25 protein-coding genes and 3 tRNA genes are annotated in these 26,737 nt (G+C 33.2%); 9 read left to right on the forward strand and 19 right to left on the reverse strand.

Annotated features, from left to right (window positions below; genetic code table 11):
- The first annotated feature begins 3 nt into the window (after positions 1-3).
- Both BKH45_RS05755 and BKH45_RS05760 read left to right on the forward strand, forming a co-directional pair.
- Entirely contained in the window at positions 4-528 is a 525-nt protein-coding gene (locus BKH45_RS05755; RefSeq protein ID WP_095274537.1) for a hypothetical protein, read from the forward strand.
- Between the two features lie 358 nt (positions 529-886).
- On the forward strand, positions 887-1,075 hold the full coding sequence (locus BKH45_RS05760; RefSeq protein ID WP_095274538.1) for a hypothetical protein: 189 nt from the start codon (positions 887-889) through the stop codon (positions 1,073-1,075).
- Positions 1,076-1,742: 667 nt separating this feature from the next.
- Here the strand turns inward: BKH45_RS05760 and BKH45_RS05765 are convergent.
- From BKH45_RS05765 to BKH45_RS05830, 14 genes are all read right to left on the reverse strand, one after another.
- Positions 1,743-1,829: transfer RNA gene (locus BKH45_RS05765), tRNA-Leu, on the reverse strand.
- A 68-nt stretch (positions 1,830-1,897) separates the two neighbouring features.
- A tRNA-Leu gene (locus tag BKH45_RS05770) sits at positions 1,898-1,982 on the reverse strand.
- Between the two features lie 30 nt (positions 1,983-2,012).
- Complete coding sequence (locus BKH45_RS05775) at positions 2,013-2,330, reverse strand: F0F1 ATP synthase subunit C (RefSeq protein WP_095274539.1); 318 nt, start codon at positions 2,328-2,330, stop codon at positions 2,013-2,015.
- Between the two features lie 97 nt (positions 2,331-2,427).
- Positions 2,428-4,527 carry a polyribonucleotide nucleotidyltransferase gene (locus tag BKH45_RS05780; RefSeq protein ID WP_095274540.1) on the reverse strand — a complete coding sequence of 700 codons (2,100 nt, stop codon included), beginning with the start codon at positions 4,525-4,527 and terminating at the stop codon, positions 2,428-2,430.
- Positions 4,528-4,536: 9 nt separating this feature from the next.
- Entirely contained in the window at positions 4,537-5,238 is a 702-nt protein-coding gene (locus BKH45_RS05785; RefSeq protein ID WP_095274541.1) for a phosphoribosyltransferase family protein, read from the reverse strand.
- Between the two features lie 21 nt (positions 5,239-5,259).
- Positions 5,260-7,569, reverse strand: a complete 2,310-nt coding sequence (gene lptD, locus BKH45_RS05790; RefSeq protein ID WP_095274542.1) for an LPS assembly protein LptD — start codon at positions 7,567-7,569, stop codon at positions 5,260-5,262.
- Entirely contained in the window at positions 7,526-7,993 is a 468-nt protein-coding gene (locus tag BKH45_RS05795) for an RDD family protein (protein WP_095274543.1), read from the reverse strand. The genes lptD and BKH45_RS05795 overlap by 44 nt, the downstream gene beginning before the upstream one ends.
- A complete protein-coding gene (gene purD, locus BKH45_RS05800) occupies positions 7,990-9,270 on the reverse strand; it encodes a phosphoribosylamine--glycine ligase (RefSeq protein ID WP_095274544.1) in 1,281 nt (426 codons plus the stop codon). The genes BKH45_RS05795 and purD overlap by 4 nt, the downstream gene beginning before the upstream one ends.
- Before the next feature lie 272 nt (positions 9,271-9,542).
- Positions 9,543-10,283, reverse strand: a complete 741-nt coding sequence (gene truA / locus BKH45_RS05805; RefSeq protein ID WP_095274545.1) for a tRNA pseudouridine(38-40) synthase TruA — start codon at positions 10,281-10,283, stop codon at positions 9,543-9,545.
- Entirely contained in the window at positions 10,283-11,299 is a 1,017-nt protein-coding gene (locus BKH45_RS05810; protein WP_095274546.1) for an LptF/LptG family permease, read from the reverse strand. Before BKH45_RS05810 ends, truA begins: the two co-directional genes overlap by 1 nt.
- Positions 11,296-11,985, reverse strand: coding sequence for a prepilin peptidase (locus BKH45_RS05815; RefSeq protein WP_180675665.1), 690 nt, complete (start codon positions 11,983-11,985; stop codon positions 11,296-11,298). The genes BKH45_RS05810 and BKH45_RS05815 overlap by 4 nt, the downstream gene beginning before the upstream one ends.
- Positions 11,985-12,617 (reverse strand): protein-L-isoaspartate(D-aspartate) O-methyltransferase, encoded by a 633-nt coding sequence (locus BKH45_RS05820; RefSeq protein ID WP_095274548.1) that lies wholly within the window; start codon positions 12,615-12,617, stop codon positions 11,985-11,987. The genes BKH45_RS05815 and BKH45_RS05820 overlap by 1 nt, the downstream gene beginning before the upstream one ends.
- Entirely contained in the window at positions 12,605-13,348 is a 744-nt protein-coding gene (locus BKH45_RS05825; RefSeq protein WP_095274549.1) for a carbon-nitrogen hydrolase family protein, read from the reverse strand. Before BKH45_RS05825 ends, BKH45_RS05820 begins: the two co-directional genes overlap by 13 nt.
- Entirely contained in the window at positions 13,338-14,375 is a 1,038-nt protein-coding gene (locus tag BKH45_RS05830; RefSeq protein WP_095274616.1) for a ribonucleotide-diphosphate reductase subunit beta, read from the reverse strand. The genes BKH45_RS05825 and BKH45_RS05830 overlap by 11 nt, the downstream gene beginning before the upstream one ends.
- 184 nt (positions 14,376-14,559) lie before the next feature.
- On the opposite strand from BKH45_RS05830, the gene BKH45_RS05835 reads away from it, so the two are divergent.
- Positions 14,560-14,644: transfer RNA gene (locus BKH45_RS05835), tRNA-Leu, on the forward strand.
- Between the two features lie 212 nt (positions 14,645-14,856).
- On the opposite strand, the gene BKH45_RS05840 is transcribed toward BKH45_RS05835, so the two are convergent.
- On the reverse strand, positions 14,857-16,008 hold the full coding sequence (locus tag BKH45_RS05840; protein WP_180675667.1) for a succinyldiaminopimelate transaminase: 1,152 nt from the start codon (positions 16,006-16,008) through the stop codon (positions 14,857-14,859).
- Positions 16,009-16,216: 208 nt separating this feature from the next.
- Between BKH45_RS05840 and BKH45_RS05845 the strand changes: the two genes are divergently transcribed.
- From BKH45_RS05845 to BKH45_RS05865, 5 genes are all read left to right on the forward strand, one after another.
- Positions 16,217-16,942: a (Fe-S)-binding protein gene (locus BKH45_RS05845; RefSeq protein WP_095274551.1), complete on the forward strand. Its 726-nt coding sequence runs from the start codon at positions 16,217-16,219 to the stop codon at positions 16,940-16,942.
- 1 nt (position 16,943) lies between these two features.
- Complete coding sequence (locus BKH45_RS05850; protein ID WP_095274552.1) at positions 16,944-18,377, forward strand: LutB/LldF family L-lactate oxidation iron-sulfur protein; 1,434 nt, start codon at positions 16,944-16,946, stop codon at positions 18,375-18,377.
- A complete protein-coding gene (locus BKH45_RS05855; RefSeq protein ID WP_095274553.1) occupies positions 18,367-18,987 on the forward strand; it encodes a lactate utilization protein C in 621 nt (206 codons plus the stop codon). Before BKH45_RS05850 ends, BKH45_RS05855 begins: the two co-directional genes overlap by 11 nt.
- A 28-nt stretch (positions 18,988-19,015) precedes the next feature.
- The gene (locus BKH45_RS05860) at positions 19,016-20,251 is read left to right on the forward strand and encodes an MFS transporter (protein ID WP_095274554.1); all 1,236 of its coding nucleotides are present in this window, start codon (positions 19,016-19,018) and stop codon (positions 20,249-20,251) included.
- Positions 20,252-20,314: 63 nt separating this feature from the next.
- The gene (locus BKH45_RS05865; protein WP_095274555.1) at positions 20,315-21,355 is read left to right on the forward strand and encodes a glycosyltransferase family 9 protein; all 1,041 of its coding nucleotides are present in this window, start codon (positions 20,315-20,317) and stop codon (positions 21,353-21,355) included.
- 9 nt (positions 21,356-21,364) lie between these two features.
- Here BKH45_RS05865 and selD read toward each other — a convergent pair whose 3' ends face one another.
- From selD to mnmG, 4 genes are read right to left on the reverse strand one after another with little or no spacing between them, the layout of a single operon-like run.
- Positions 21,365-22,348, reverse strand: coding sequence for a selenide, water dikinase SelD (selD, locus tag BKH45_RS05870; protein WP_095274556.1), 984 nt, complete (start codon positions 22,346-22,348; stop codon positions 21,365-21,367).
- A gap of 56 nt (positions 22,349-22,404) precedes the next feature.
- Positions 22,405-22,761 (reverse strand): DsrE family protein, encoded by a 357-nt coding sequence (locus BKH45_RS05875; RefSeq protein WP_095274557.1) that lies wholly within the window; start codon positions 22,759-22,761, stop codon positions 22,405-22,407.
- Positions 22,751-23,899, reverse strand: a complete 1,149-nt coding sequence (gene dapE, locus BKH45_RS05880; RefSeq protein ID WP_095274558.1) for a succinyl-diaminopimelate desuccinylase — start codon at positions 23,897-23,899, stop codon at positions 22,751-22,753. The genes BKH45_RS05875 and dapE overlap by 11 nt, the downstream gene beginning before the upstream one ends.
- Before the next feature lie 10 nt (positions 23,900-23,909).
- On the reverse strand, positions 23,910-25,808 hold the full coding sequence (gene mnmG, locus BKH45_RS05885) for a tRNA uridine-5-carboxymethylaminomethyl(34) synthesis enzyme MnmG (RefSeq protein ID WP_095274559.1): 1,899 nt from the start codon (positions 25,806-25,808) through the stop codon (positions 23,910-23,912).
- 128 nt (positions 25,809-25,936) lie between these two features.
- Here mnmG and BKH45_RS05890 point away from each other — a divergent pair, with 128 nt between their 5' ends.
- Positions 25,937-26,734, forward strand: coding sequence for a phosphatidate cytidylyltransferase (locus BKH45_RS05890; RefSeq protein ID WP_095274617.1), 798 nt, complete (start codon positions 25,937-25,939; stop codon positions 26,732-26,734).
- The last annotated feature ends 3 nt before the right edge of the window (positions 26,735-26,737 follow it).

Consider the following 26,737-nt stretch of genomic DNA (forward strand, 5'->3'; position numbering starts at 1 on the left):
CCCATGCTAAAAAACATCTTCAACACACAAAGTAAAAACGCTAAAAAAGAACTCGAAGAAGAAATCCAAAAACAAAAAGCCAAGCAAAAAGAACTCCAAAACAAGCCGGCAGAACCTATGGAAGATCCTTTTAAAAAATACAAATCCATTCACACCAAAGACACTCTTATCAAGATTGATAGATTTGTCTTCAGAGTCTCTCAAAACATAGAGTCTATCACAACCACTCTGTCAATGGGTATCAAAAAGATTGAAACAATCAAAAAACCCATCTATCAAAAGATTGGCGGTAATGAAGAGAGTATCGCATTCCAAGCCAAAATCTTAGTGAATGAACTCAGTGAATATGAAGGCTTTAAAGACTTAGTAAGGAAGGCAAAACCTCTGAAACTGGTCATTCTCTCTGAATCCCCAAAACAAATCCTTATCCAAAGACTCTCTGAATCTCAAAAGCATTGGATACTTACAAGTAATCAAGGGGTGAGTTATTACACTAAAGAACTTGGTATTGAAGGGGTGATTTTATGAGCTTTATCTATCATTGAATAAAAAACCCTCTCAAAAATTGATGAGTTTTTTGAGAGGGTAAGGTAAGCGGTAATTATCTTTTGGATTTGAGATTTAAGAATTTTCTTATCTCTTCCCTAAAAATGCCAATAAGCATTGAGATAATCACAAACAAGATATTAAGAAAATCCATTTATGGACTCCTTGTGAAGAATCCCACCCTCCCACAAACCAAAAAAAAACCCAACATACCATTAAAGATATGTTGGGCATTCCTCACAAAGTTACCTTTTTTTAAACGTCTAAGTAATCAGCTTAGATACAATAATTTTACATAATTTATTACAAATTGTCAATTATAATAAATAAAAGGAATATCATGAGTTTGGAAAAAGATTTGAGTAAGCAAACTGCAAAAGCGATTAATAAGACAATATCTAAAGCCCAAAAAGAACAAGCTAAAGCTATCAGGGAAAAACATGCAATCATTTTCACAAATTGCCAAGAAAAAATCTGTCTCTGTATTCCAAGAATCAAAAAAATATTTATGCAGGAGTTAGGCAAATAAAAACGATAAATAAAATTTTACATAAAAAAATAATTTAATTAAAGTCATATTATTCATTCATAAAACATATAAATTATTTTAATCCAAGTAGAAAAGACAAGATGAGAAGATTGAGATTGATTCTTGAGATAATCGGTTTGACGACTAGCATTATCTTAAACATCAGCCAAATCATTCAGATTTGGAGTGGGTAACCCCCACTTGAGACAGGAGTGAATCCTGTCCAATCAAAATCATCTATCTTGCCTTCAAGAATTATATCAAATTTACAAAGGAGAGACAATGATTGTCCCGGTATTAGCAAATATAGCCTTATGTGCAGTGGTTTTATTTCTGTTTTTTGATAACAGAGATTTAGAAAAAAGAGTCAGAAAATTAGAGAAATATCAAAAGGAGTCAAAATAAGCAAACAAATAATCTTATCAAAAACTACTAAAGAACCCCGCATGACTTATAAGGAATTCGGAGATGCCATAGGGCAAATTCTGAAAATACAATCTCTAACTCTTCAAGACAATCCAAAATAAACAAATCTTTACAGAAGATTATAGAACTTTGATATAGAAACAATCAATTTAAAAAAGAATTGCAGAATTTTAGACTTTTAAAATCCATTATTCAAGGAAGATTGAAGTGGTCGTATTGCAAAATAATTAAAAAATCTCAATGGTGCCGAAGGTCGGACTTGAACCGACACAGGGTTGCCCCTACTAGATTTTGAGTCTAGCGCGTCTACCAGTTTCACCACTCCGGCTTTTTGAATACTATAATGCTATGTGAAAATATCCAATTCACAACTAAACATTTCAAGTATAAAAATCATGGTGCGCTGAGCGAGATTTGAACTCGCACGAGTTTCCTCACCACCCCCTCAAGATGGCGTGTCTACCAATTCCACCACCAGCGCATAAGCCCTTTTTGGGGCAAATTTATTTTATTACCCTACAAAAGGATTAGCATAAATTGCAATAATCGCAAAAACCAGGGTATAGATAACCTGAGCTTCAATCATCGCAAGAGCAATAAACATTGTTGTAAGAAGTTTTCCCCCAATTCCGGGATTTCTAGCAGTTCCTGAAATAGTAGCTGCCGCAGCATGACCCATACCAATAGCACCACCAAGAGCGGCTATTCCCAGACCAATAACAGCGCCCGCAACAGAAAAGGACTTGATCATATCCATACCACCTATAGCTACATCATTGGCAAAAATAAGACCAACTGCCCCAAAAAACAACATAAATAAAATTTTCATAACAATCTCCTGCAATTTTTGAAGCTCTTCGGATTTATCCCCTACTAAACTTCTTGAGATGGGATTATCTCTAAAAAATCATAAATATAAGTTTAAATTACTCTCGTATTAAATCAAGTTCTATTTTTCCCTTGTTCAAGCCTAAAATTTTACATTTAATTCTATCCCCTTCTCGAATATATTCTCTAATATTTTCTTCTCGATGTTTAGTGATTTTGCTGACATGCAATAAACCATCTCCACCTTTTGGCAAAGATATAAAAGCACCAAAATCAAGAACTTTTTTGACTTCACCTTCAAATATTTGTCCGGATTCATATTTATTCAAATCAATTTTTTGAGTATCAATGAGGTTCAAAATAAAGTCCTTTGTCATATTTGCGCTTTCTTGATTTTGACCTAAAATCTTTATCTCTCCGCTTTCTCTATCAATATCAATGCTTACCCCAAAACGTTCGATAATATCTTTAATAGTTTTTCCACCTTGCCCAATAATATCTACGATCTTGTTAGGTTGGATATTAAAAATTTCTAAACTTGGGAGAATTGTTGTGTTGATAATAATTTTTTCCTTAGCTTCTTCCATAATATCTAAGATATATTCTCTAGCTCGTTTAGCCTGATAAAGGGCATCTTGTAAGATATTATGGGATATGCCTCCTAATTTTATATCCATTTGCATTGCAGTAATCCCTTTTTTAGAACCGGCAATTTTAAAATCCATGTCTCCATAACGATCTTCAAGCCCATTAATATCTGTCAATATCGCATATTTCTCCTCTTGAACAACCAACCCCATTGCAACTCCGGCAACAAGATTACTAATAGAAATTCCACTTGCACATAATGCCAAAGATCCGGCACATACGCTTGCCATAGAACTTGAACCATTAGATTCCAAAATCTCTGAAACCAATCGAATTGTTTTTGAACAATCTAAAATACTTGACTCTAAAGCCCTTTTTGCTAAATTTCCATGCCCTAATTCTCGCCTACCCGGAGAACCTATCGGGCTAGCTTCCCCAACACTAAATCCTGGAAAATTATAATGAAACATAAACTTTTCTTTATTGGATATTTTATCACCAAGTTGCTCCTGAGTTTGGGCATCATTATCACTCCCTATCGTGCCAACTACCAATGCTTGAGTTTGTCCTCTCGTAAAAAGAACAGATCCATGTGCAAAAGGTAAAATATTAGTATCTATCCGAATAGCTCTTACATCTTCATATCCTCTACCATCAACCCTGACTCCTTGATGGATAATTTGATGTCTCAAAATTTCTTTTTTACAAACTTCCAACATAGCATCAATAGCAGATAACTCCCATTCTTTATCCTGACCAACACTTTCAAAAATATCTGCAGCAATTTTTTTTAACCCCATACTTCTCTCGCTCTTTGCCATTTGATTTAGCGCATCTTTGAGTTCTTCAAAATAATTTTTATGAATATACTCATAAATATCAGGATGATTTTTAAATGTATGTAAAGTTAAATGTATAGGAGATTTTTTATAAGATTGGAAAACCTTTTCATATTCTTTACTTGCTTTTAAAATAGCTTTTTTAGCAAATTCAAGTGCCTCCAACAAATCTTCTTCTGCAATCTCATTGGTTTGGGAATTTGTTTTGAGACTGCGCATCTCTATCATCAATAATTCTTCCTTGCTTCCTGAAACATACAAATCAATACTTGAATTTTCAAGCTCTTGCATGCTTGGATTCAAAATAAAATCTCCATCAATTCTCCCTACTCTGACCGCATTAACAGGACGAGAAAAAGGTAGATTTGAAATATACAAAGCATTTGCAGCCGCATTCAGGGCGCATACTTGCAAATCACTCTTTTTATCATAACTTAAAACCATAATTGTTATTTGTGTGGGATAGGCATAACCTTTTGGAAATATAGGACGCAAACTTCTATCAATAATTCTTGAAGTCAATGTTTCAAATTCTCCGGGCTTGCCTTCTCTTTTGATAAAGCCACCCGGAAATTTCCCTACGGCATAAGACTTTTCAATATACTGAACTGTTAATGGTAAAAAATCTTCTTCTACAAGCTCTTCATCAACAGCCACACTTGCAAGCATTACAGTCCCACCATGTTGATAAAGAATAGCTCCACTAGCCTGTTTGGCTACATACTCTAAAGTATATTTTTCTTTCAAATCTTTTAATTCAATTGTATGCACTTGTGTTCCTTATTTTTTGTTTTTTAGTTCTATATCTCTGGTTTTTTGCAATGATGTATCCAATATTTTTTCTATTTCTTCTTTACCCATCGGCAACAAAGTTTTATAATAATGAGCCGTAGAAACAAAATATTCAGGCTTCATAACACTAATAACACCATCACAAATCTCACACAAATTTGAAGCAACATTTTTGGCAATCACAGGAGTAACCACATAAATGCTCTTAGCTCCTTTGGCAATACAAGTCTCAATAGCAACATTCATTGTAAGTCCGGTCTCTACCCCCTCATCAACAATAAAAACATCTTTACCACTCAAAGAACTCATCATAGAGCCCTTTCTAAACTTATAAATATCTGCCAAAATAATTTCCTCATAAGCTCTTTTGGCTTCACCATAAATATAATCAAGAGTAATATCAAAAGAATCTATCAAAGCTTCATTCATTATTATATCCATATTTTCACTTACAATAGCGATCTCACATTCATTATTTAAAGGAGCACAAATAGGCACGGTTAATAAAAAATCAAGTGGCACATTGAGTTTCTTGGACATTTTATCACCAAATCCAACTCCCGCTAAACTGGTTGCAAGCAATATGCAATTCTTTATATCTAAATGCCATATCAAAATCTCATCCATCAAGCGCACTAAAGCATCATCTCTATCTTCAAACTTGATATAATCAGTTTTTATTATCTCCATTTATTTCCTTATTTTATTTCCTTATTTTACAACACGATAGGTCAAACCCGTGTTAGTAAGAGGTACAAAATTGAGCTCTAATTTAATATAAGTATTTTTCAAAACTTCTAAAGGATTACCCGGATCGTTAGTCAAAATCGGTCTTCTTTGATTAACAAATTTAAGCCCAATTCCAAAACATCGGATATTTTTAAAAATTCCAACATCCCAATCCAACAAGACATTATTTTTAATATCATACCCTACAGAGGCACTCAAACCAAAATATCCAAAATCATTACTCACTGCTCCTTTTAGATAATTTGCTGAATTTTCGATGATTTTGTTAATCCCATTATCATTAAATTTTCTCTTGATATAGTAAGATAAATTGGCCAGCAAATAATTATGTTTATAATTTGCATTTAAAGCAATTTCATCAAGGCTATTATAATAAAATGAGTAAAAAATACTCCCATAAATATCTAATCCCTCCAATGGAGAGAAGCCAATTTTATTCTCCATAGGGATTCTAGCAATAGAAATAGGATCATCAAAATTAAGTATTTGAGACATTTTCCAATAAAACAATTCCTTCCCGCCTAAACCATAAAAGTATTGTGTTAATTTCAAATCCATCCTTTTTGTAAAAATCATAGAGCTTGTAACACTAAGGGGATCCCAGATATCGTTATAATAATGATTGTCGATAAAATATCTATCTAAATCATCTCGTTGGTATTGGTTTCTTGCTTGGGAAGTAAGGGCATACATCTGTGAATCAAACAATCCATTAGAAAGTTGAAAATAAGGGGCACTAAAAGCCATTTCAAATTGAACTGTATGAAAAACTTTATCGTAATCTTTTGCCAAATCTGTATTGAGATAGATTGAATAACCTGCAGATAAAAGATTTCCAAACTTGCGCGTAGATTTTTTATCCAAATCAGGTATATAATTCGCTGAAGCATTTGTAATAGCTAAATTACTCGCATAAAAATTATTCCAAATTCCCAAAGAAATATATTTCTTAAAAAGAGAAAATTGCAAGCCTATAGGGACATTTAAAGAATTTTGGATATACCCGTAACCCAAATCTCTAGTAGTATTTTTAAGTTCATAATCAATAGAATAAAGAAGATTTTTATAGAATAAAGAATTTAAATATTTATGATATTGCAGATTTGGCAATGATTGAAAAGTCATATTATTATTAATTTTATTTAAGTTTAAGAAATATTTGAAATTGATTCCATAGTAATGATCTTGGGTTTGAATATAATAATTTCCTCTAGAAACATGAGTTCCATCTGTAATAATTTTATTGATATTTTCAAATCTTACATAATCTAAGTCATTCATATACAAAAAATCAAGATACAAACCATTATCTATAGAAGCATGATGAAGTCCAAAATATTTTTTTAATGGATTTCTACTGGAATGAGAAAATTCAAATCCAAATATATTACGATTTCTTAAATTATATTTTTCATAATAAAAAGCATTGTTGTGAAAAAATCTTGTATTAAAAATGAATTTATCTTGTTCTTTATCAATAAATCTCGCTTCAAAATTTCCTCCATAACCTCTATTTGTACGAATTTGAGGAGTAAATGTCATATCCCAAAAATCTTGAAGCGCCAAATAAAAAGGTTGCATATAAATAAAACCTTCGATATTTGAGGCTGCAAATTCCGGATACAAAAGTCCTGTAGTGCGCTTATTGCTTGTAGATAGAAATAAATACGGAAAATACAGCACCGGAACATCACCAATATAGATTTTAGGATTCCAAAGCGAGAGATAAGAGCCATCAGAGTTATAAGATCCTGAAGTTGCATCAATATGCCAAATAGGATTTTCAATACCACACCCGGAAATTGTTGCATTTTTGAAACTATATTTCTTATCATTTTTTTGTGCTATATGAGAACTAATCCACATACCACTTACGCTATCTTGCATATAAAAAGGCTCAATAGCCTCGTATTTTTCATTCATTTTAAGCACGATATGTTCAGCACGTGCAAAAAAACTACCTCCTTTGTAAATTTTAATATGCCCATCAATTGTGGCTATACGATTTTTAGTATCATAAGAAATTCTATCAGCAAGAATATAAACATCATAATTTAAAAGCACTGCATTCCCGGAAGCTACCACTACACTTCCCTCTCCACTCACCTTATCAGCCAAAAGCTCAAAAATCTTATTATTATTTTTATCAAATTTTTGGACAGCTGTTTGACTTCCATATGCAAATATTGCAAAAATAATAAAAATAATAATAACTCTAAACAATTTCTTACTGCCGCATAGAAATAACGATTGTTTTGTTAAATCTATCATGAAAAGTGCGCAAAAATTTATCATCTAAAGCAAAAACAAACAACACACAACACATCATCTGTTCAATTACCTTAATAAAACAACGTTGCAATATCACCTTAAAATTAGGTTTATCCAGAGTTTGTATCAAAACAACCTTAAGTCTAAAAATAATTTTTCCAAAAGTTGCCCCAAATAACTTCATAAACAAAACTTCATAAACAAAACTAAAAATAAATATTAAAAATATTATTTTTTGAATAAAAAATATTTCTGCTTCTACGGTTTCTGAAGGTAGGGACAAAAAATTCAGGCAAAAACCAACAACCAAAAAAGATATTACTAAAATATCAATAAGAAAAGCCCCTACTCTATGGGAAAAAAGTGCAATAGACAAATCTTCCCGATAGAGCATTTCCTCTATCTTATCATCTGTCCAAATCATTGATGTTCCAAAGCCTTATATCCAATATCATTTCGATAAGTCATCCCTTTAAAATTTACTTTATCTACCAGAGTATAGGCATTTTTTCTTGCTTCTTGAAAACTCTTTCCCTCTCCAATGCACAACAAAATACGCCCCCCATCAGCTATCAAAACATTATCTTTATTATTTACTCCACCAAAAGACAAATGCCCTATTTTTTTATCGAAGTTATCTATAGTGATAACTTGAGGAGGTGAATTTTTATAAGGATAATCTTTTGAAACAATCACTACTCCCAGGCAATATTGTTGATAAATCTCTATCTCAAAATGATTCAAACGATGCTCGATAACCCCATAACATAAATCCAATAAGGGAGTTTTCAAAAGAGGAAGCAAAACCTCACATTCCGGATCTCCAAATCGCACGTTAAATTCCAATAAAAAAGGCTCTAATCCTCCATTCATCTTAACCACCATAATCCCGGCAAAAAGAATACCTTCAAAAGGATTATTTTCTTGTAGCATTCCTTCAAGAGTGGGGACAATGATCCTATCTTTAATTTTTTTTATTAAAACCTCATCGCACAAAGGAGTAGGCGCATAAGCCCCCATACCACCCGTATTAGGTCCCTTATCTCCATTGAAGAGTTTTTTATGATCTTGACAAACAGGCAACAAAACATAATCTTTTCCATCACAAAGAGCAAAAACAGACAATTCATATCCATCTAAAAACTCTTCAATTACTATACATTTCCCTGCATCACCAAAGCTTTTACCACCAAGCATTTGTGTCGCAGTTTCTATAGCTTCTTGCTGATTTTGGGCAATTATCACGCCTTTACCCGCGCATAAACCATCAGCTTTAATAACAATTGGAGGAGTCAATTTGTAAATAAAATCTATGGCTTGGGCGATATTAGATGTTTGCAAATAAGTAGCTGTAGGTATTTTGAAGCGGGAAACAAAATCTTTCATAAAAGCCTTAGAACCTTCTAATTGAGAGGCTTTTTTACTGGGACCAAAGACTTTAATTCCAGCTTCTCTAAGTGCATCGCTCATACCTTCTACAAGTGGGGTTTCAGGACCTATAATAACTAAATTAATATTTTTTTCTTGGATGAATAAAATTAATTCTTGAGTAGTTTTATAGAAAATATTTTCTCCTATTATTTGTGTCGCTCCATTGCCCGGACAAAAATAAATCTTTTTTATGCGAGAGTCTTCAAGAAATTTTCTACCCATGGAATATTCTCTACCACCGCTACCTATAATTAATATTTTTTCTTCCATTATATTTTTCCATTGCCAATGCTTTTAGTTTCACCCGAATGACCGTTATACTTTTGTGCGCAGCCTAACAAAGCCACAAATAAGCCAAGAGAATCTTATTAGGCGGCAGATTCTCACTCTCTAAAAGTTGCAAACGAAAATACCGAACACACAAAGATTGCTACTGTTGACCTTAAAAATACTTATTTAACAGACTCGCCAAATTTTGAGAAACACGAATCATTCAGGCTTCTAATTATAATCAATACAGCTTTAAAATACCATATATTTTGTCAATAAATCACTCGAACCAAATACAAACCATTTGGACTAACAGGCAAGTTAATACATTGTTTTTTGCCATTGAGTTGCAAAATAATATCTTCTTGCGTAATTTCTCCTCTGCAATAAGCTAAAACGCAAGCGATCATAAGCCGCACTTGTGCCCTCAAAAACCCATCAGCCTCAATATAAATCACATTATATTTTTGAGAAAAAATCTTATGCTCATAAAATCTGGCTACAAATATTTCTCTTATATCACTTTTTGTTGGACTCCCTTGTTTTTTAAAATAACAAAAACAATGTTTTCCCAAAAAAAGATTTAATGCCTTTTGCATACGCTCTTTATCCCCATAATTTTCATTTGAAATATATTTAGAAATAAAAGGATTATGAAATTTATTGTCAAAAATATAGCGATAACCCCTTCTTTTGGCATCAAATCTAGGATGAAAAGAAAAATCAACTTGTTTGAGATTTTTAATAAAAATATGAGGATAAAGTTTATGGTTGAGTAAAAATTTTATTTTATCAATTTCCATAGCCCCATTTACACAAAAACTAATTATCTGCCCGCTGGCATGGACACCCTTATCCGTTCGCCCGGCTCCTAAAATCTCATCATTAATCCCCATACTCCTCAAGGCAAACTCAATACGTTCACAAACACTACTGATATGCTTATTTCTTTGCCTGGCAAATCCGCTAAAAGCACTTCCATCATAAGCAATTTTTGCTACAAGTTTTTTCATCAATAAAATTTCAAAACAAATCTTCTATACAGCCAATAAGAACCTATTAACCATAATATAGGCAAAAAAATTAAACCCCAAAATGGAATATTTTGACTTGTTATATGCATAATTAAAAAATAAATTCCCACACTTAAAAGTATATATACATAAGACATATTTTTATGAAATCTGGGATTGGCTATTCCAAATAAAGGAATTAAAAATATACTTACTAAAGGAAAAACTGATGTCATGATTGCTTGAGAAAATCTTCTTGCTTGGGAAGTGTCTCCTTTGAAGGCGCTTTTCCAATAACTAATAAGATCATAAGAGTTGAGCTTCAGGGCGCCTGCTTCATTCTTGAGGATCATTTGTTTAAAATCAATTTTTTTAATTTCACTATTTTGAGCAAAATAAGCATCCCCATTATGCAAAGTCAATTCAAAAACACCTCCATTATTATCCACTTCTCCACTATCAGCAACAATAAAACTTTCTTGAGAAAGCCCATCACTAGAAAAGAGCACGAGTTGATTGTAATGATTAGAATGGGCCTTATTAACATACACAAGCCAATCTCCAAGTTTTTGTCCAAATTCTCCGGGTCTAATATTGATATCTACTTTATTTTTTTTCTCTGCTATAAAATCAGAATAAGCACTTTTTGATAATGGGATCATCGCGAGTGAAAACATCAACAATACGACACTCACCAGCAAACTAATAGGAATAAATATTTTTAGAATTTTTTTAGGAGAAATTCCTAAAGAAAAAAATACTAACAATTCATAATCATATGAAAGTCTTGAAAGTCCCAAAACACAAGCAGCAAAAAAAGTGATTGGGATAATAAAAAATACTGTTCCGGGCAAAGAATATAAAAATAGTTGCCCCAAATCTAAAACATTCATTTTCACAACCAGAGTAACTCCGGCTATGCTGATAAGCAAAACAACAGAAGCTATAAAGAATAATACAAGAAAAAATGGAAAAAAGATTTGTGAAACAGCTAAAAAAATATATTTTTTAATCATAAAATAATCCCCATGACAAAACAAAAGAATAAACCAATAAACATAAAGGTTATGAGTGGGATTTTTAAAATATTTTTACCCAAAATTTTAAAAAATAACACAAGGATACTTGCAAAAACGCAACCCCAAAAAATCGCTATAAGGCTGTTATATATCCCAAATAACAATCCGCTTGAAGCGCCAAAAACAATATCACCCTCTCCTAAAATTTCCTTTTTATAAATCATATCACCAAATATTCTCAATATCGCAAATAACCCCGCCAGACCCAAACCTTCAAAAAACATATCAAACAATAAGATATTTTCACCACCAAAATAAATGCATCCTAAAACAATACAAAATAACAAAGCAAAATTCATCCAATCAGGCACTCCAAGTATTTTATAATCTATAAAAGCTAATAAAAACATCAAAGTGAGAACAACCATAAGCCAAATTTCAAAAATACCCTTATAAAAATAAGCAATACCAAAGCCAAAAAACATCAAAATGATCAAAATACTGATATTTGAAATTCTTTTTGTAAAAACGTTTAAACAATATCTTGTATTTAGATATTTACTCATTTCAAAAAGTATCCACCCCAATAGACCTAGCCCTAATCCATCAATACCAACATGACCGGGAGAAATCAAGAAATATAAAAAATGATTTTTGCCAAAAACAAACAAATCATAACTCATTATCGCATCACACCATCCACTACAGGGACAAATAAACATTTTTCAAGAATTTCGGGAGAACTTAACTTGTTATTGATTTTTCGATAACGAGCAATAACCTGTGTATTGCCATTTATAATTGGAGCTACTAACACACCTTTTTCTTCCAGTTGCTCCACAACTGCCTCTGGGATTGTCTCTACACAAGCAGAAAATAATATTCTATCATAAGGAGCAAAAACTGACCATCCTTTTTGTCCATCATCTAATTTGGTATGGATATTACTTATCCCTATTTTTCGGATTCTCTCTTGTGCTTCCAAAAAAATCTTTTCAATACGTTCTATAGAAAATACTCTTCGAAACAATCCTGAAAGCACTGCTGCTTGATAACCGCTTCCACAACCAATCTCAAGCACACTATCTCCACCTTGGGGCAAAAGATATTGAGTCATTTTTGCTACTGTTAGTGGAGAACTAATCCACTGACTCATACCAATTGGCAAAGCATCGATATGATAAGCCCAGTGTTTTAAGGTTGCAGGGACGAAAAACTCACGATTAACACTTGTAATCGCTTCTCTAATGCTTGGTTCAAGCTGAAATTGTTTGGCAATTTCATCACACATCAAATGATTTTTTAATTTAAACATCTTTTAGATTCCAAACCAATATAAATGTATTTTCTCATTTTTTCAACTTCATTCAAATCAACTTCTGCCGAAATAATCTCTCTTTTATCATCCCGATGGCATAAACCATAAGGAGTAATAATGGCACTTCCTTTTGCCATGGACTCATTAGCGCTATCACTAGCAACTACAAAAGCCTGATTGGCAATGGCAAGGGCTTTGGATAAAGTTTCATAATGATCTTTTCTTGCTTTGCCCCATTGAGCAGGAACAAAAATAATCTCACTACCCAAAAGACGTCTCCACAAATCAGTAAATCTAAGCTCAAAACAATTCAAAGCACCACAAATAACACCATCTATCCTAAAAGGAATAATCTCCTCTACATCTCCGGAACAAAAATGCAAATGCTCTTCTCCAAGCATGAATAATTTATGTTTGGATTGTTTGTGAATCACTTCTCCTTTATGAAAAACCTTCAGATTATTATAAAAACAATTTCCATTTTTTTCAATCATCGTTGTGATAATACTTTGGTCTTTTGAGGCATTCAAAAGACTTTCAGTAACTATTTTTGAAAATTCGCTTGCTTGGGTCATTCTTTGATAGGCAAACCCTGTAAATACAAGCTCAGGAGTCAATACAATAGCATCCTCACCGCATTTTTTAACCAACCCTTCAACTTCGTTAAGATTAGACTGAAAATCCTGTTTTGTTTTGAATTGAATTGCATATAACCTTTTAGAAATCATCAAAATTTATACTCCCCTTAGCATAATTTGTAACTTTGGCTTCAAAAAAATTAGTCTTTTGTTCATTAAAACTTGCAAATTGATCGACCCACTTGATTGGATGGGCAACTTTATAGAGTTTGGGAAGTCCTACTTTTGATAATCTATCATCAGCAAGATATTGAATATATTGATGGATAATCTCTGAAGTGAGCCCTAAAATCTGCCCTTGAGTAATATAATCACCCCAAGCTGACTCAATTTCAACAGCTTTTTTAAACATTTCAATCACTTCTTCTTCCAAATCTTTAGTAAATAAATCTGCCCTTTCTGCCTTTAAGGAATTGATCATATTTTGAAATAATATCAAATGAGTTACTTCATCACGCTGAATAAATCGTATCATTTGAGCAGATCCAAGCATTTTTCCACTTCTGGCAAGTGTATAAAAATAACTAAAACCACTATAAAAATAGATACCTTCTAAAATTTGATTAGCAAACATTGCCTTAAGGAGATTCCTTTCTGTAGGGTTTTTTGCAAGTTCCAAATAAACATTAGCAATATGGTCATTTTTGCTACGAAGCTGCATATCAACACGCCACATATCATAAATCTCATCAGTATTAACAGAAATAGATTCTACCATAACCGCATAACTTTGTGAATGTAATGCTTCCTCATAAGCCTGTCTTACCAAAATAAGATTGATTTCAGGACTTGTAACATAAGGATTGACATTATCAATGAGATTGTTTGTTTGGAGACTATCCATGAATATTAATTGAGCCAATGCCCTATCATAGCCTAATTTTTCTTGAGAAGTAAGTCCTCCATTGTAGTCTCTTTTATCCGGATTCATATTGACCTCTTCAGGAAACCATGTATTTGCTAACATAATTTTCCAAAGATTATATGCCCACTGGTATTTAATTTTATTGAGATCAAACATACTTGTAGGATTTCCTCCAAATATCTTGCGCTCACTGACCCCTTCTTTAGAATTTGGATTATAAATTTTTTTACGTGCAACAACTTGATCTTGCATCATCAAAAATCCTTTTTTGAATAAGTATAGTTTTTTTGGGTGTAATTATAGAGAACAATATCCAAAAAAAGCTTTAACTTCATCATAATTAAATTACATCAATATTTTAAGCATTTTTCAGTTTTGTTTAAAGCTTTAATCAGTAAAATAGCGACCTTCATAAAGCAAAAATGTAACTATAGCTGCGGAAGTGGCGAAACTGGCAGACGCACCAGACTTAGGATCTGGCGCCGCAAGGCATGGAGGTTCAAGTCCTCTCTTCCGCACCATAGACTCTTGTTATCCCCTTTCCCTTTATTCAAGTATTTTTATTTTATATTTTGATAACTTTCTCCTAAGCTACTAAAATTTCAATATCTAAAATTATTCAAATTTATTTTACAAAATTTACATCTTATTAAATTTTTGTAATCCCGCAAAAATTTTAAGCCTTACCCCTCCTAAGCTCTTAAGATTTTCTAAAATTTCTAAAATCCTCAAACTAATTCTTCTTAAAATTTTGAATATATTTTAAATAAAAATCTTTTAATTTTATGAGAGCTTTTTGCATAATATGACTTTCATAAACAAGCGCAATACGAATAAATCCCTTGCCTCCACCTTCTGAACCCAAAAATGTTCCGGGCAAAACAAGGATACTTTCTTCTTGATAAAGCCTTTTGCAAAAATCCAAATCATCAAAAACCTCCAACCACAAATAAAAACTATAAGGCTCTACATTAACTCCAATTTCTGAAAAACACTCTCTTGCTAATTTTAAATTAGAAGCAAATTTTTGACGTATTTCATCTGCGGCTTTTCTATCATTCCAAGCAGCTGCTGCCCCTCTTTGTAAGGGCAAAGGAATAGAAAATCCCGCATATGCTCTATAGAGATTATAATCGGCAATAAAATCTGCATTGCCTGCAACATAACCGCTTCGCAACCCGGGTGCACAAGATCTCTTTGAGACTGAATTAATAGCTATGATATTTTTCAAGCCGGCATTGCCTACTTCAAAAGAAGCTTCCAAAATACTAGCCGGCGGATCTTTTTCATAAATTTCACAATAACACTCATCACAAATAAGTAAAAAATCATATTCCAGCGCATGTTTTACCCAGACTTTCAATTCTTCAAGATTAAGGGCTACTCCTGTGGGATTATTAGGAGAATTCAAAATCACAACATTCACTTCTTTCATTTCCTCTTTGCTAAGATGGGGTTTGAAATGATTGGCTTTATCTAAATTCATATGAATAATCTTTGCTTTAGAGGCTAATGCCGCCCCTTCATAAACCATATAACCGGGATTAGGATAGGCTATAGTGGGATTTGGCTTATCAAAAAGATAAAATTGAGGTAAATTAAACAAAGCTTCCCTGGTTCCAAATGCATGGACAATATTTGATTGCTTTAACTCCAATCCATAGCGATATTTAATATAACCCAAAAGAGCATCTGATAAATAATCTGTAGCTTCAGAGGGAGGGTAATAACGAAATTCTTCAGTATGTTTTGAAACAGCTTCTTGAATAATTTTTGGGGTTTGGAATTGAGGTTCTCCAATACTTAGGTTGATAACTTCATGGGGTGGCGTGATATCTTTTATTAATTGTTGAAGATACCAAAATGAGTAAGGTTTAAATTTCATTGACAATCTCCTTATTTTAAATTCTCTCAATCATAGCTAAAAGCTTTATAATAAGTATAAAGATAATCAAAGTATCAAATTTATATTGCTTAGTTTTGTAACAATATCCATATAAAATGCAATATCTTGCAAGATAAGACCAAACACTATGTTAAAATATTTTAGAGTTTGCTAAAAAATATTAAATAAAATAACAAAGGATTGCAGAATGAGGGTTTATTTTTTTGCAACCTGTCTTGGTTCAAGTATATTTTCAGATACCTGTATCAATGCAGTGAAATTGCTTCAATATGGCGGAGCAGAAGTTATTTTCAAACAAGATCAAACATGTTGTGGTCAACCCGGTTTTAATTCAGGCTATTATGAAGAATCCAAAAAAATTGCCCTTTTCAATATAGAATTATTTGATAAACCTTACCCGATTATTGTCCCTAGCGGTAGTTGCGCAGGAATGATGAAGCACGATTATATTGAGATGTTTTCTAATACTCCTTACAAACAAAAAGCCATAGATTTTGCCCAACGTGTTTATGAAGCAAGTGAGTTCTTAGTAGATGTATTAAAGATTTCCTATCAAGATTTTGGCAAGCCCACAAACATTACATGGCATAGCAATTGTCATGCCTTAAGAGTGGCTAAATGTATTCCTCAAGCCAAACAACTTTTAAAAGAACTAAAAAATATTACCTTAAAAGAATTGGAATTTGAAGAACAATGTTGTGGGTTTGGAGGAACATTTTGTATCAAGGAACCTGAAATTTCCAGCGCTATGGTCAATGAAAAAATATCTGATATACAAAAGCAACAAGTGGAATATCTCATCAGCGCAGATGCCGGGTGTTTGATGAATATTTCCGGAGCGATGAAAAAACAAGGTATTCCCATTAAAACCATGCATCTTTATGATTTTCTCATAGAACGCACAAGGATATAAAATGAGTGCCATAGAAGAACAATATGAATCTATTATTCATGAAAAAATTCATGACAAACAACTTAGAATGAATCTCAAAGCAGGACTTAATGCCATACAAAAAGCTCGAAAAAAATTCTTAAAAACTAAATTCAAAGACTGGAAAGCATTATGCAAACAAGGTGAAGAAGTCAAAAAGAAAGCCTTAGGCAAATTAGATATTTTACTCAAAAATTTTGAAGAAAATGCCGGTAAAAATGGTATGAAAATTCATTGGGCAAATGACGCCAAAGAAGCCAATGAAATCATCTGCAAATTGGCAAAACAACACCAAGTTACTAAGATTTTAAAAGGCAAATCCATGGCAAGTGAAGAAATTCACTTAAACCACTATCTCAAACAAAATGGAATCACTCCTATTGAAACAGATCTGGGGGAATTTATTGTCCAACTATTGGAAGAACCTCCTGTGCATATCCTAGCCCCTGCTGCTCACAAAAATCGTTACGAAATTGGAGAGATATTTAAAGAAAAATTACATGTTCCCTTAGAAAGCGAACCTGAAAAACTCAACAATATCGCTAGAAATTATCTGAGAAAGGAATTTGAAAACTTCAAAATGGGCATTAGCGGGGTAAATTTTGCACTCGCTAAAGAAGGGGTAATTTGGTTAGTCGAAAATGAAGGTAATGGACGGATGTGCACCACTGCTTGTGATATTCATGTAGCTATTTGTGGGATTGAAAAAGTCATTGAAAATTTTGAAGATGCAAGTATTCTGGCAAGTCTCTTAAATGCCTCTGCAGTTGCCAGTCCCATTAGCACTTATGCCAATATCATTTCTTCTCCCAGAAAAGAAGGAGAAAAAGATGGACCTAAAGAAGTCCATGTAGTTTTACTCAACAACAATCGTTCAAAAATGCTTGGAGATTCCAAAACATACACTGCTTTGAGTTGCATCCGCTGTGGTGCATGTCTCAATCATTGCCCGGTATATGACAAGATTGGGGGACATGCTTATTTAAGTGTTTATTCAGGTCCTATTGGCGAGGTTATCTCTTCTTGGATTTTTAATTCTAAAAACTATGAATATTTAAGTAATTTATGTTCTTTGTGTGGGCGTTGCTCTGAAGTATGTCCCGTGGATATACCCTTAGCAGATCTTATTCGCGATCTCAGAAATACCAAAGTTCGTGAAGCTCTCCAAGACCCAAAACATGCTCCTTCAAGTTACAAAAAAGAATTTTTTATTATGAGAGAATTTGCTAAAGCTGCCACTTCTCCAAAAAAGTGGCGATTCATTCTTAGGGTTTTAGGGGTTTTTAGAAATTTTATTCCTCTTGCATGTTTTTTTCCACCTCTAAAACAATGGGTCAGATACAGAACACCCCCCATTATCAATAGTAATATTTATAAAAAAATGAAAAACCATAAAGGAATCATTTATGAGCACTAAAGAGTTCATCTTAAAAGATGTCCAAGTCGCATTAGAAAAAAATAAAATTACAACCAACAACCGGCGCTATCATGATCCTTATAATGATAATTTTGAAAACATGATTGCTCAATATAAAAGCCTTCAAACAGCTAATCTTGCAGATGTTTATGAGAGCGATGAAAATAATATCCAAAAAGATATATTAAAAATACTTCTTCAATACCATGCCAAAAAAATCATTTGGACTCAAGATATTATCTATGAAAAACCTCAAGGTTTTGAAATTATTCAATACGATAAACCTATTGAAGAAATACGATCAGAACTCTTTAGTGCAGATACAGGTATCATCAAAGCAAAATGTGCTATTGCAAATATTGGCGTGCTAGTTTTGAGTACCACACAAGATTCTCCCAGACTTGCTTCGCTTTTGCCTATGAATTGCATCGTTTTGTTAGACAAAAAAACAATTTTTCCAAATATGCCTGAAGTTTTTGATTATCTTCAAAAACAAGGATTGCCCACCAATATTCTTTTGATCGCAGGGGCATCAAGGACGGCAGATATTGAGGGTTTGACTATTTTTGGAGTACATGGACCTCAAAAAGTAAGTATTATTTTGTATTAAACTTTACCTCAAATAAATAGGATAAACAATGTTAAATTTTTTATTTCACTCTAGGCGTATAGGAGCAGAAGTTGTTATTTTTATGGTTTATGCAGTTTTTAGTGTCTCTTGGAGCACCACCGGTTCGCTTATGCCCCAAATTCAAGCCCAACTTGGTATCAATACCCAACAAGCAAGTTTTATCACTACCTCTATAGTGCTTGCAAAAATATTTGGATCTATTTTTACAGGATTTCTAGTTTATAAATTCGGACTCAAAAAAGGATATTTTTTAGGCTGTTTGCTTATAAGCTCAGGTATTTTCTTGCCTTTTGTGGATAGTTATCTGGGTATTTTAATCATTAGATTTTTGACAGGACTTGGTTCTGCTTGTGCTTTGATATGTTTAGTCCCTATTGCTCAACAATGGTTTTCAAATAAGGCTTTAAGTATTGTTTTAAGCCTTAATATTTCTTCACAAACTTTTGGGACTATCTTTGCTCTTATCTTTGCAGAAGCCATTGCAATGAGCATTGGAAATTGGAAATTATCCTTATCATTTTATGCATGGATTAATCTTATTCTAATGCTTTTGTGGCTTGTGGTTGGCAAAGATCAAAAAAATGATCAAAATACTCAGACAACCCCATCAACAAAAAATAACCAAAAAAGAAAAGAACTTTTATTTGCGTTCAAATCTCCAATGACTTGGGGAATGATTATCCATCATGTTGGACCCCTGTTATTTTTGAATGTCAGTTTTACTTTTTTGCCGGATTTTTATACAAAATATACTCATTTAGATGCAGATTCTATCAATATAGCCAAAATTTACGTCCCTGTAATTGCCAATATTGCTATGATTATCAGTCCTTACATAGGTGTTTTTCTTAAAAAGAAAGGGATTTATTACAAAAATGTATTGATTATAAGCGATTTGATGTTGGTATTGTGTTCAGCATTGATGTTTTTTGTTTTTAAAGATATAACCGGTATTTTAATCACTACTTTTTTTGCAGGGATTTTTAGTGCAACTTGGGTTCCTTATATTTTTAGCCTACCTTCAGAAGTCAAAAATTCTACTCCTACACAAACTCATTATGTGATGAGTATTTTTTGGGCAGTGTTATTTTCAATCTTGACAATCAATATGCAAATCATCGCTTACAGCGTAGATAGATTTGGAAACTATAATTTTGGTTTTGGGTATTTTATTATTTTTACTCTTATTTGTGCGCCTATTTCTTGGTGGCTTTTGCCTAATAAAAAATATTTTGAAAAATAATTATTGTAAAATTTTAAGAAGCTATATTGGCTTATAGCAATAACAAAACAAAAAGATATAAAAATGAAAAGAATAACTATTGAAAAATTTACTCCTATTAAAATCATTCTTTTTAGGACTGATAGACTAGGGGATACAGTGCTCTCTTTGGAATGTATTGAAGCTATCAAAAGCACTTATCCAAAAAGTTATATATGCTTTGGATTACAAAGCTATACAGCCCCTTTGGTAGAAAATAATCCTTTTTTGGATGAGGTAATATGTGTGGATATGTATGGACAAAAAGAATTGGTTTCTATCTTAAAATCTAAAAATTTTGATATCAGTATTTCACTTTTTGCCTCCAAAATCGCTTGTTATGCCCCATTTTTCGCCAAAATTCCTATTCGAATTGGACCTCTTTCCAAAATAAGAGGATTACTTTTTACGCACAAAATTTACCAAAAACGATCAAAAGGAGAAAAAAATGAAGGAGAATATAATCTGGATTTACTAAAACCATTAAATTGCGAAAAAAAATATTTTCCAAAGATATATCTTACTTCTTCAGAAAAGCAGTGGGGCAAAAATTACATAACCCATAAATTTATTTTTCAATCTCTCCCTCTTATCATCATCCACCCCGGTAGCGGTGGCTCTTCAAGGGATTGGAAAGTACAAAACTATTTTTCACTCGCACAAACAATTATTAAAAACAAAATTGCCAATATTCTTATTACAGGTTCTTCTAAGGAATTAGAAAATTATGCAAATATTTTAAAAGATTACCCCTTATTGCAGAAAAATCATCTCTTAGAAAATCAAAAGCCTTTAAGAGAGTTTCTAAGCATTATTACTCATGCAAATATTTTTATGAGTAATAGCACAGGTCCTTTGCATTGTGCAAGCGCTCTTGGATGCAAAACAATTGGTTTTTATCCGTTAAATCGCACTTGTAGCCCCAAAAGATGGGGAGTGATGAGTGAGAATCCAAACGATCACCTCACCTTAAGTCCCAAAAAAGAAAATTTCACATCTCAAATTTGTGGAGATATTCCATTCCAAGAGTGTATGGAACTTATTACTATCGAAGATGCCCTCCAAGCTATCAAAAAATTAATTTAGAAATTCCAATCAACCTAGAATAATACTTTGTGCTGCTTGAGGAATTATTTCACCAACAATACAAGCATGCTCATAGCCACTTTTTCTCAATTTATCCACCAAGTCGCCACTTGTTTGTTTAGGCAAGGCAAACAAAAGTCCTCCCGAAGTTTGGGCATCATAATAATAAATATCTTCTTGGAGATTGCAGCTAACTTGGACTTTGGTGTGAAGATAAGATTTGTTTGCATCACTCCCGCCGGGAACAAAACCTTCCAAAGCCAGTTCAATAGAATTCTCAAAAATTGGAATTGCAGAAGTATGAAAAAGAATGCTTTTTCCCCCTGTTCCACACATTTCTAAGCTATGTCCAATAAGTCCAAATCCTGTAATATCTGTGCAAGCATGAATCTCCATTTTTTGGGCAATTTGAGTTGCTTTGAGATTTAACATTCTCATTGAATCAATAGTTTGCATTCCTTGTGCCAGAGTTATCTTCTCATTTTTCATTGCAGTCGTAATAATACCACTTCCAATAGGCTTACTCAAAACAAGCACATCACCAATTTGAGCAGTGTTATTTCTCCAAATTTGATGTTTTTTGGCTTCACCCATGGCGCTGAGTCCATACTTTAGTTCCAAATCACTAATTGTATGTCCACCCAATAATACTCCACCTGCTTCAAGAACTTTCTCTAGCCCTCCCCTTAAAATTTCATTTACTTCAGAAGCCAAAATATGTTCTTTATCCCACATTAAGAGATTTAGAGCTGTTTTTACCATCGCCCCCATTGCAAAAATATCACTCAATGAATTAGCCGCTGCGATCTGCCCATAGATATAAGGATCATCTACAACAGGCGTGATAAAATCTACACTTTGAACAATGACATCATCTCTTTGCATATCAAGTTGATAAACCCCGCCATCTTCATTCCCCTCAAAACCAACGATGAGATTTTTATGAAAAGGTTGTTTGAGATTGGTAATTTGTGAGAGATCTTCCAGACCTATTTTACCTGCTCAACCTGCACAACGGACAAACTTTGTTAATCGACCCATTTTTTTTCCTATAGTGAAATTACACCCTCATTGGTGAGGAAATCTTCCATTACCTCAAGCCCATTGCCAATCCTTCCTACCAAAACTTTATCTTTTAATCCAAAATGTTCCAAACAAGTTTGACAGGACAAAATTTCAACCCCTAAAGATTCCAATGTTTTTAAATATATAATTGTATCTTTATTTTGAATTTTATCATTTTGAGTGCTCAATAAAACACCCCGATTAAGAAAAACAATTTTTTTAGGCAAAATGTCTTTATTGGAGATTTGAGTCATGGCATATATAAAACTATTTGCAACAATACTTCCAAGTTCGCCTTCACCAATTTTGTCTGATTTAAAAAGCACAGTTTTATTTTTCATCTTTATCCTTTAATCTCATAATAAGGTTCAAATATACTTCATAAAGAATATTTAAGTCTTTTATACTTACTCTTTCATCAACTGAATGAATTCTATCATTAATTACACCAAATTCTACAACCTCCACTCCAAAATTAGCAAAATGTCTCGCATCACTAGTCCCTCCGCTTGTGCTAAAACATGGATGCACACAACAAACTTGGCTTACAACTTCGCATAAAGATTGAGCAAGAACACAATGAGCATTTGTAAGAAAGGGTTGAGAACTTGTCTTGATGTCCAAATCATACTCCAATCCGCTTAAAACATTCTCAACATAGGCTTGAACACTTTGGAGATTGGTATGGGTAGAATTCCTAACATTAAACATTATTTTCACATTCCCCGGTGTTACGTTCACTGCTTCCATACCGCCACGAATATCAGTAATAACAAGTTTGCTGGCATCAAAATGCTCATCTCCATTATCTAAATTTACCCCTGCAAGAAGTCCAAGCTTGCTTCCAAGAAGTTCAATGGGATTTATACATTTTTCAGGATAAGCCACATGACCTTGCACTCCCTTAAGATTAATGATTCCATTAATAGAACCGCGCCTGCCAATTTTGATATTATCCCCGATCTTTGATGTGCAAGTAGGTTCGCCCACCAATGCCATATCAGGAAGCAAGTTTTTTTCTTCCAGGACTTCTAAAACAATTTTTGTCCCATAAGTTCCACAACCCTCCTCATCGCTTGTAAGCAACACAGAAAGAATCAATGGGGTTTTTAAATTTGCAAAATCTTTTATGCAATCTCTAAGGGCACAAACAAAAGCAGCAACGCCACTTTTCATATCTTGAGTGCCCCTAGCATAGAGATAACCTTCTTTAAGTGTAGGGTTAAAAGGATCGCTGCCCCACCCTTGACCGGGAGGAACCACATCAATATGACCGGCAAAGCAAAAATGCAAAGCCTTGGAAGCAGGTTCGCCAAAACGCTTATATAAAAATAAATTTTTTACTCCCCCTTTGTCAATATGCAAAACTTCAAAATCCGGCAATTGCGCACAAATTAATTCATAAATCCCACATTCATCAGGAGTGATGCTAGGATACCTTACCAAATCACTTAAAAATTCTAAAACATTTGGTTGCATGTTTGTCTCTTCAAGAAGTTTTTCTTAAATGAATATAAAGATGTAGCACATCAATACCGGCAGGGGTAATACCACTAATTTGAGAAGCATTAAATAAACTTTTAGGACGGAATTTATTAAGTTTCTCAACTACTTCCAAACTCAATCCGGGAATGCCATCAAAAACAAATCCCTCCGGTATCTCAACTTGAAGCATTTCTTTCATTTTAGAAATGTCTTCAGTTTGCTTTTGAATATAGCTATAGTATTTAGATTGAATGCGAATTTGATGTAGTGCCCTGTCGCTCAAATTCTCAAAAATAGAGTTAAATTTTCTTAATTTTTCATTATTAAAGCTATCTCTACCAATAATTAACATTGGAGAACATTTATCATTTATAGGGATTTCACCAAGTTTCTCAAGCAATACAAGATTTTCTTTTGAGGGAGTAAAAGATGACTTTTCCAAATATTGCATTGCTTGAGAAATGTCTTGTTTATCTTTAGAGATGATTTCGTAATCTCTTTTGTCAATCGTGCCAAATTGGTGCGCATAATCAGCAAGTCTAAAAATAGCATTATCTTCACGAAGCAAAAGACGATATTCTGCACGAGAAGTAAAAACACGATAAGGTTCTTTAGTGCCCTTAGTAACCAAATCATCAATCATCACACCAATATATGCCTCATCTCTACGTAAAACAAACTCTTTGATTTCTCCAAATTTAAATGCAAATCTTTCATCCTCTTTCTTAAGATCCAAGACCGCATTAATTCCAGCCATGATACCCTGTGCTGCAGCCTCTTCATATCCTGTAGTGCCATTAATTTGACCGGCCAAATAAAGATTTTTGATTTTTTTAGTTTCTAATGTGTGAAAAAGTTCTGTAGGATAAACATAATCATATTCAATAGCATAACCATAACGCGTGATTCTAGCCTCTTTGAGTCCATCAATAGAAGCAATGATCTCTTCTTGGATATCAAAAGGCAAAGAAGTGCTTAATCCATTAATATAATATTCTACTCCATCGCTAGTTTGAGGCTCTAAAAACAATTGATGTCGCTCTTTAGTGGCAAATCGGTTAATTTTATCTTCAATACTTGGGCAATACCTAGGACCAACTCCCTCTATTTGCCCGGTAAATAAAGGAGCGCGATGGAAATTATCGCGTATTAATTGATGTGTTTTTTCATTAGTATAGGTTACATAACAAGGAAGTTGTATCGGATTGAACTTAGCAAGATTGGTTTTGTAGCTAAAACAAGGAGGAGGAAAATCTCCTTTGTGAATTTCAAGTCTTGAAAAATCAATACTTCTACCATCAATACGCGGGCAAGTTCCTGTCTTTAATCTACCCATTTCAAACCCTAAAGATTCCAAATTTTTTGAAAGCTTAATTGAAGCACTTTCTCCAAATCTGCCATTTTGACTCTTGCTTTCTCCAATATGCACTAATCCTCTTAAAAATGTCCCGGTAGTAATAATAATTTTTTTAGCTTTATAAATCTTGCCAATATTTGTTTTTAATCCTATGACTTTGGATTCTTGAAGTATTAATTCTTCGACAATCTCTTGAGAAACACTTAAATTAGGGGTATGCAATACAAGATTCCTGGCAAATATTCTGTATTTATCCATATCAATTTGCGCTCTTGTTCCTCGAACAGCCGGTCCTTTAGAAGCATTTAAAATACGATATTGTATCCCACAATGATCGCTAATAATACCCATCACACCCCCTAATGCATCCACCTCTTTTGTCAAATGCCCTTTACCCAACCCTCCAATAGCCGGGTTACAACTTGCTAATCCGATATTTTCTACCAGTATTGTTAAAAGATGAGTTTTTGCCCCCATTTTTGCGCTGATAATGCCGGCTTCAATCCCGGCATGTCCGCCACCAACCACAATCACATCATATTCCATCTATTACCTTTTAAATAAATTGAAAAATAAAGTTTTTTTGGGATTATAACAAGCTTTAATGAGTTTTACATTATAATTAGGAATATTTATTAATGAAAAATGAGGCAAAAATGAGTTTAAGAGAAAAAATTCCGGATAAATTAGGCAAAGATAAACAACGTTATATTACAGGTATCATTATTATCTTATGTCTTATATTGATCCTTTCTATCAATCATATCATTCTTGTATGGACAATATTGGGAATAGCTTATTTATTTGGTTTTGGGGAATCTATCAAGTTATTTGCTTGCAAATCTCACTGGATGATGTATTTGCTAGCAGTGATTGTATGGATATTTGCAGGGATAAATGGACGCCCTATTGAATCAGCAATTTTTATTGCCATGGTGATGGCCGGATACTTAGCTTATAAAAAATCTTTTCATCCCAAACAAATCCTCCCATTTATTTATCCAAGCATCCCTTTTCTTACAATTTTTGCTATTTATAAAGATTTTGGATCTCACGCAATCATTTGGCTTATTATCATTGTTGCTCTAACAGATGTGGGAGCATATTTTGGTGGGAAAGCTTTTGGCAAAACTCCTTTTACCTCCACCTCTCCTAACAAGACTCTGGAAGGCGCAATTATTGGATTAGCCATAGCAGTTGCAGTAGGAAGTTTTGTAGGCATAGGCGGATTAAGTGGAAATTTTATTATTTCTCTTTTGATAAGTTTTGGTGTTTCTTTGAGTGCTATTTTGGGAGATTTGTATGAAAGCTATTTAAAAAGAAGTGTCGATCTTAAAGATAGTGGCAAAATCTTGCCCGGTCATGGAGGTATCCTTGATCGACTGGATGCGATATTATTTGGAGCTATTACGATGCATTTTTTGCTTTATTTTCTTGATATCTGGAAAGACACATCCATTATGTATATTTAGGGA

This window comes from Helicobacter sp. 11S03491-1 (assembly GCF_002272835.1).
In the GTDB taxonomy this organism is placed as follows: Bacteria; Campylobacterota; Campylobacteria; order Campylobacterales; family Helicobacteraceae; genus Helicobacter_J.

Excerpts from the sequence above, each read along its gene's own strand:
- BKH45_RS05850 (WP_095274552.1), top strand. The coding sequence starts at position 16,944 with ATGAGTGCCATAGAAGAACAATATGAATCTATTATTCATGAAAAAATT.
- lptD (WP_095274542.1), bottom strand. The coding sequence starts at position 7,569 with ATGATAGATTTAACAAAACAATCGTTATTTCTATGCGGCAGTAAGAAA.
- BKH45_RS05830 (WP_095274616.1), bottom strand. The coding sequence starts at position 14,375 with ATGCAAGATCAAGTTGTTGCACGTAAAAAAATTTATAATCCAAATTCT.
- dapE (WP_095274558.1), bottom strand. The coding sequence starts at position 23,899 with ATGCAACCAAATGTTTTAGAATTTTTAAGTGATTTGGTAAGGTATCCT.
- BKH45_RS05820 (WP_095274548.1), bottom strand. The coding sequence starts at position 12,617 with ATGTTTAAATTAAAAAATCATTTGATGTGTGATGAAATTGCCAAACAA.
- mnmG (WP_095274559.1), bottom strand. The coding sequence starts at position 25,808 with ATGGAATATGATGTGATTGTGGTTGGTGGCGGACATGCCGGGATTGAA.
- BKH45_RS05795 (WP_095274543.1), bottom strand. The coding sequence starts at position 7,993 with ATGATTTGGACAGATGATAAGATAGAGGAAATGCTCTATCGGGAAGAT.
- BKH45_RS05860 (WP_095274554.1), top strand. The coding sequence starts at position 19,016 with ATGTTAAATTTTTTATTTCACTCTAGGCGTATAGGAGCAGAAGTTGTT.
- BKH45_RS05855 (WP_095274553.1), top strand. The coding sequence starts at position 18,367 with ATGAGCACTAAAGAGTTCATCTTAAAAGATGTCCAAGTCGCATTAGAA.
- BKH45_RS05755 (WP_095274537.1), top strand. The coding sequence starts at position 4 with ATGCTAAAAAACATCTTCAACACACAAAGTAAAAACGCTAAAAAAGAA.
- BKH45_RS05840 (WP_180675667.1), bottom strand. The coding sequence starts at position 16,008 with ATGAAATTTAAACCTTACTCATTTTGGTATCTTCAACAATTAATAAAA.
- BKH45_RS05785 (WP_095274541.1), bottom strand. The coding sequence starts at position 5,238 with ATGGAGATAATAAAAACTGATTATATCAAGTTTGAAGATAGAGATGAT.
- BKH45_RS05875 (WP_095274557.1), bottom strand. The coding sequence starts at position 22,761 with ATGAAAAATAAAACTGTGCTTTTTAAATCAGACAAAATTGGTGAAGGC.
- purD (WP_095274544.1), bottom strand. The coding sequence starts at position 9,270 with ATGGAAGAAAAAATATTAATTATAGGTAGCGGTGGTAGAGAATATTCC.
- BKH45_RS05775 (WP_095274539.1), bottom strand. The coding sequence starts at position 2,330 with ATGAAAATTTTATTTATGTTGTTTTTTGGGGCAGTTGGTCTTATTTTT.
- BKH45_RS05815 (WP_180675665.1), bottom strand. The coding sequence starts at position 11,985 with ATGAGTTATGATTTGTTTGTTTTTGGCAAAAATCATTTTTTATATTTC.
- BKH45_RS05810 (WP_095274546.1), bottom strand. The coding sequence starts at position 11,299 with ATGATTAAAAAATATATTTTTTTAGCTGTTTCACAAATCTTTTTTCCA.
- BKH45_RS05825 (WP_095274549.1), bottom strand. The coding sequence starts at position 13,348 with ATGATTTCTAAAAGGTTATATGCAATTCAATTCAAAACAAAACAGGAT.
- BKH45_RS05760 (WP_095274538.1), top strand. The coding sequence starts at position 887 with ATGAGTTTGGAAAAAGATTTGAGTAAGCAAACTGCAAAAGCGATTAAT.
- BKH45_RS05845 (WP_095274551.1), top strand. The coding sequence starts at position 16,217 with ATGAGGGTTTATTTTTTTGCAACCTGTCTTGGTTCAAGTATATTTTCA.
- BKH45_RS05865 (WP_095274555.1), top strand. The coding sequence starts at position 20,315 with ATGAAAAGAATAACTATTGAAAAATTTACTCCTATTAAAATCATTCTT.
- truA (WP_095274545.1), bottom strand. The coding sequence starts at position 10,283 with ATGAAAAAACTTGTAGCAAAAATTGCTTATGATGGAAGTGCTTTTAGC.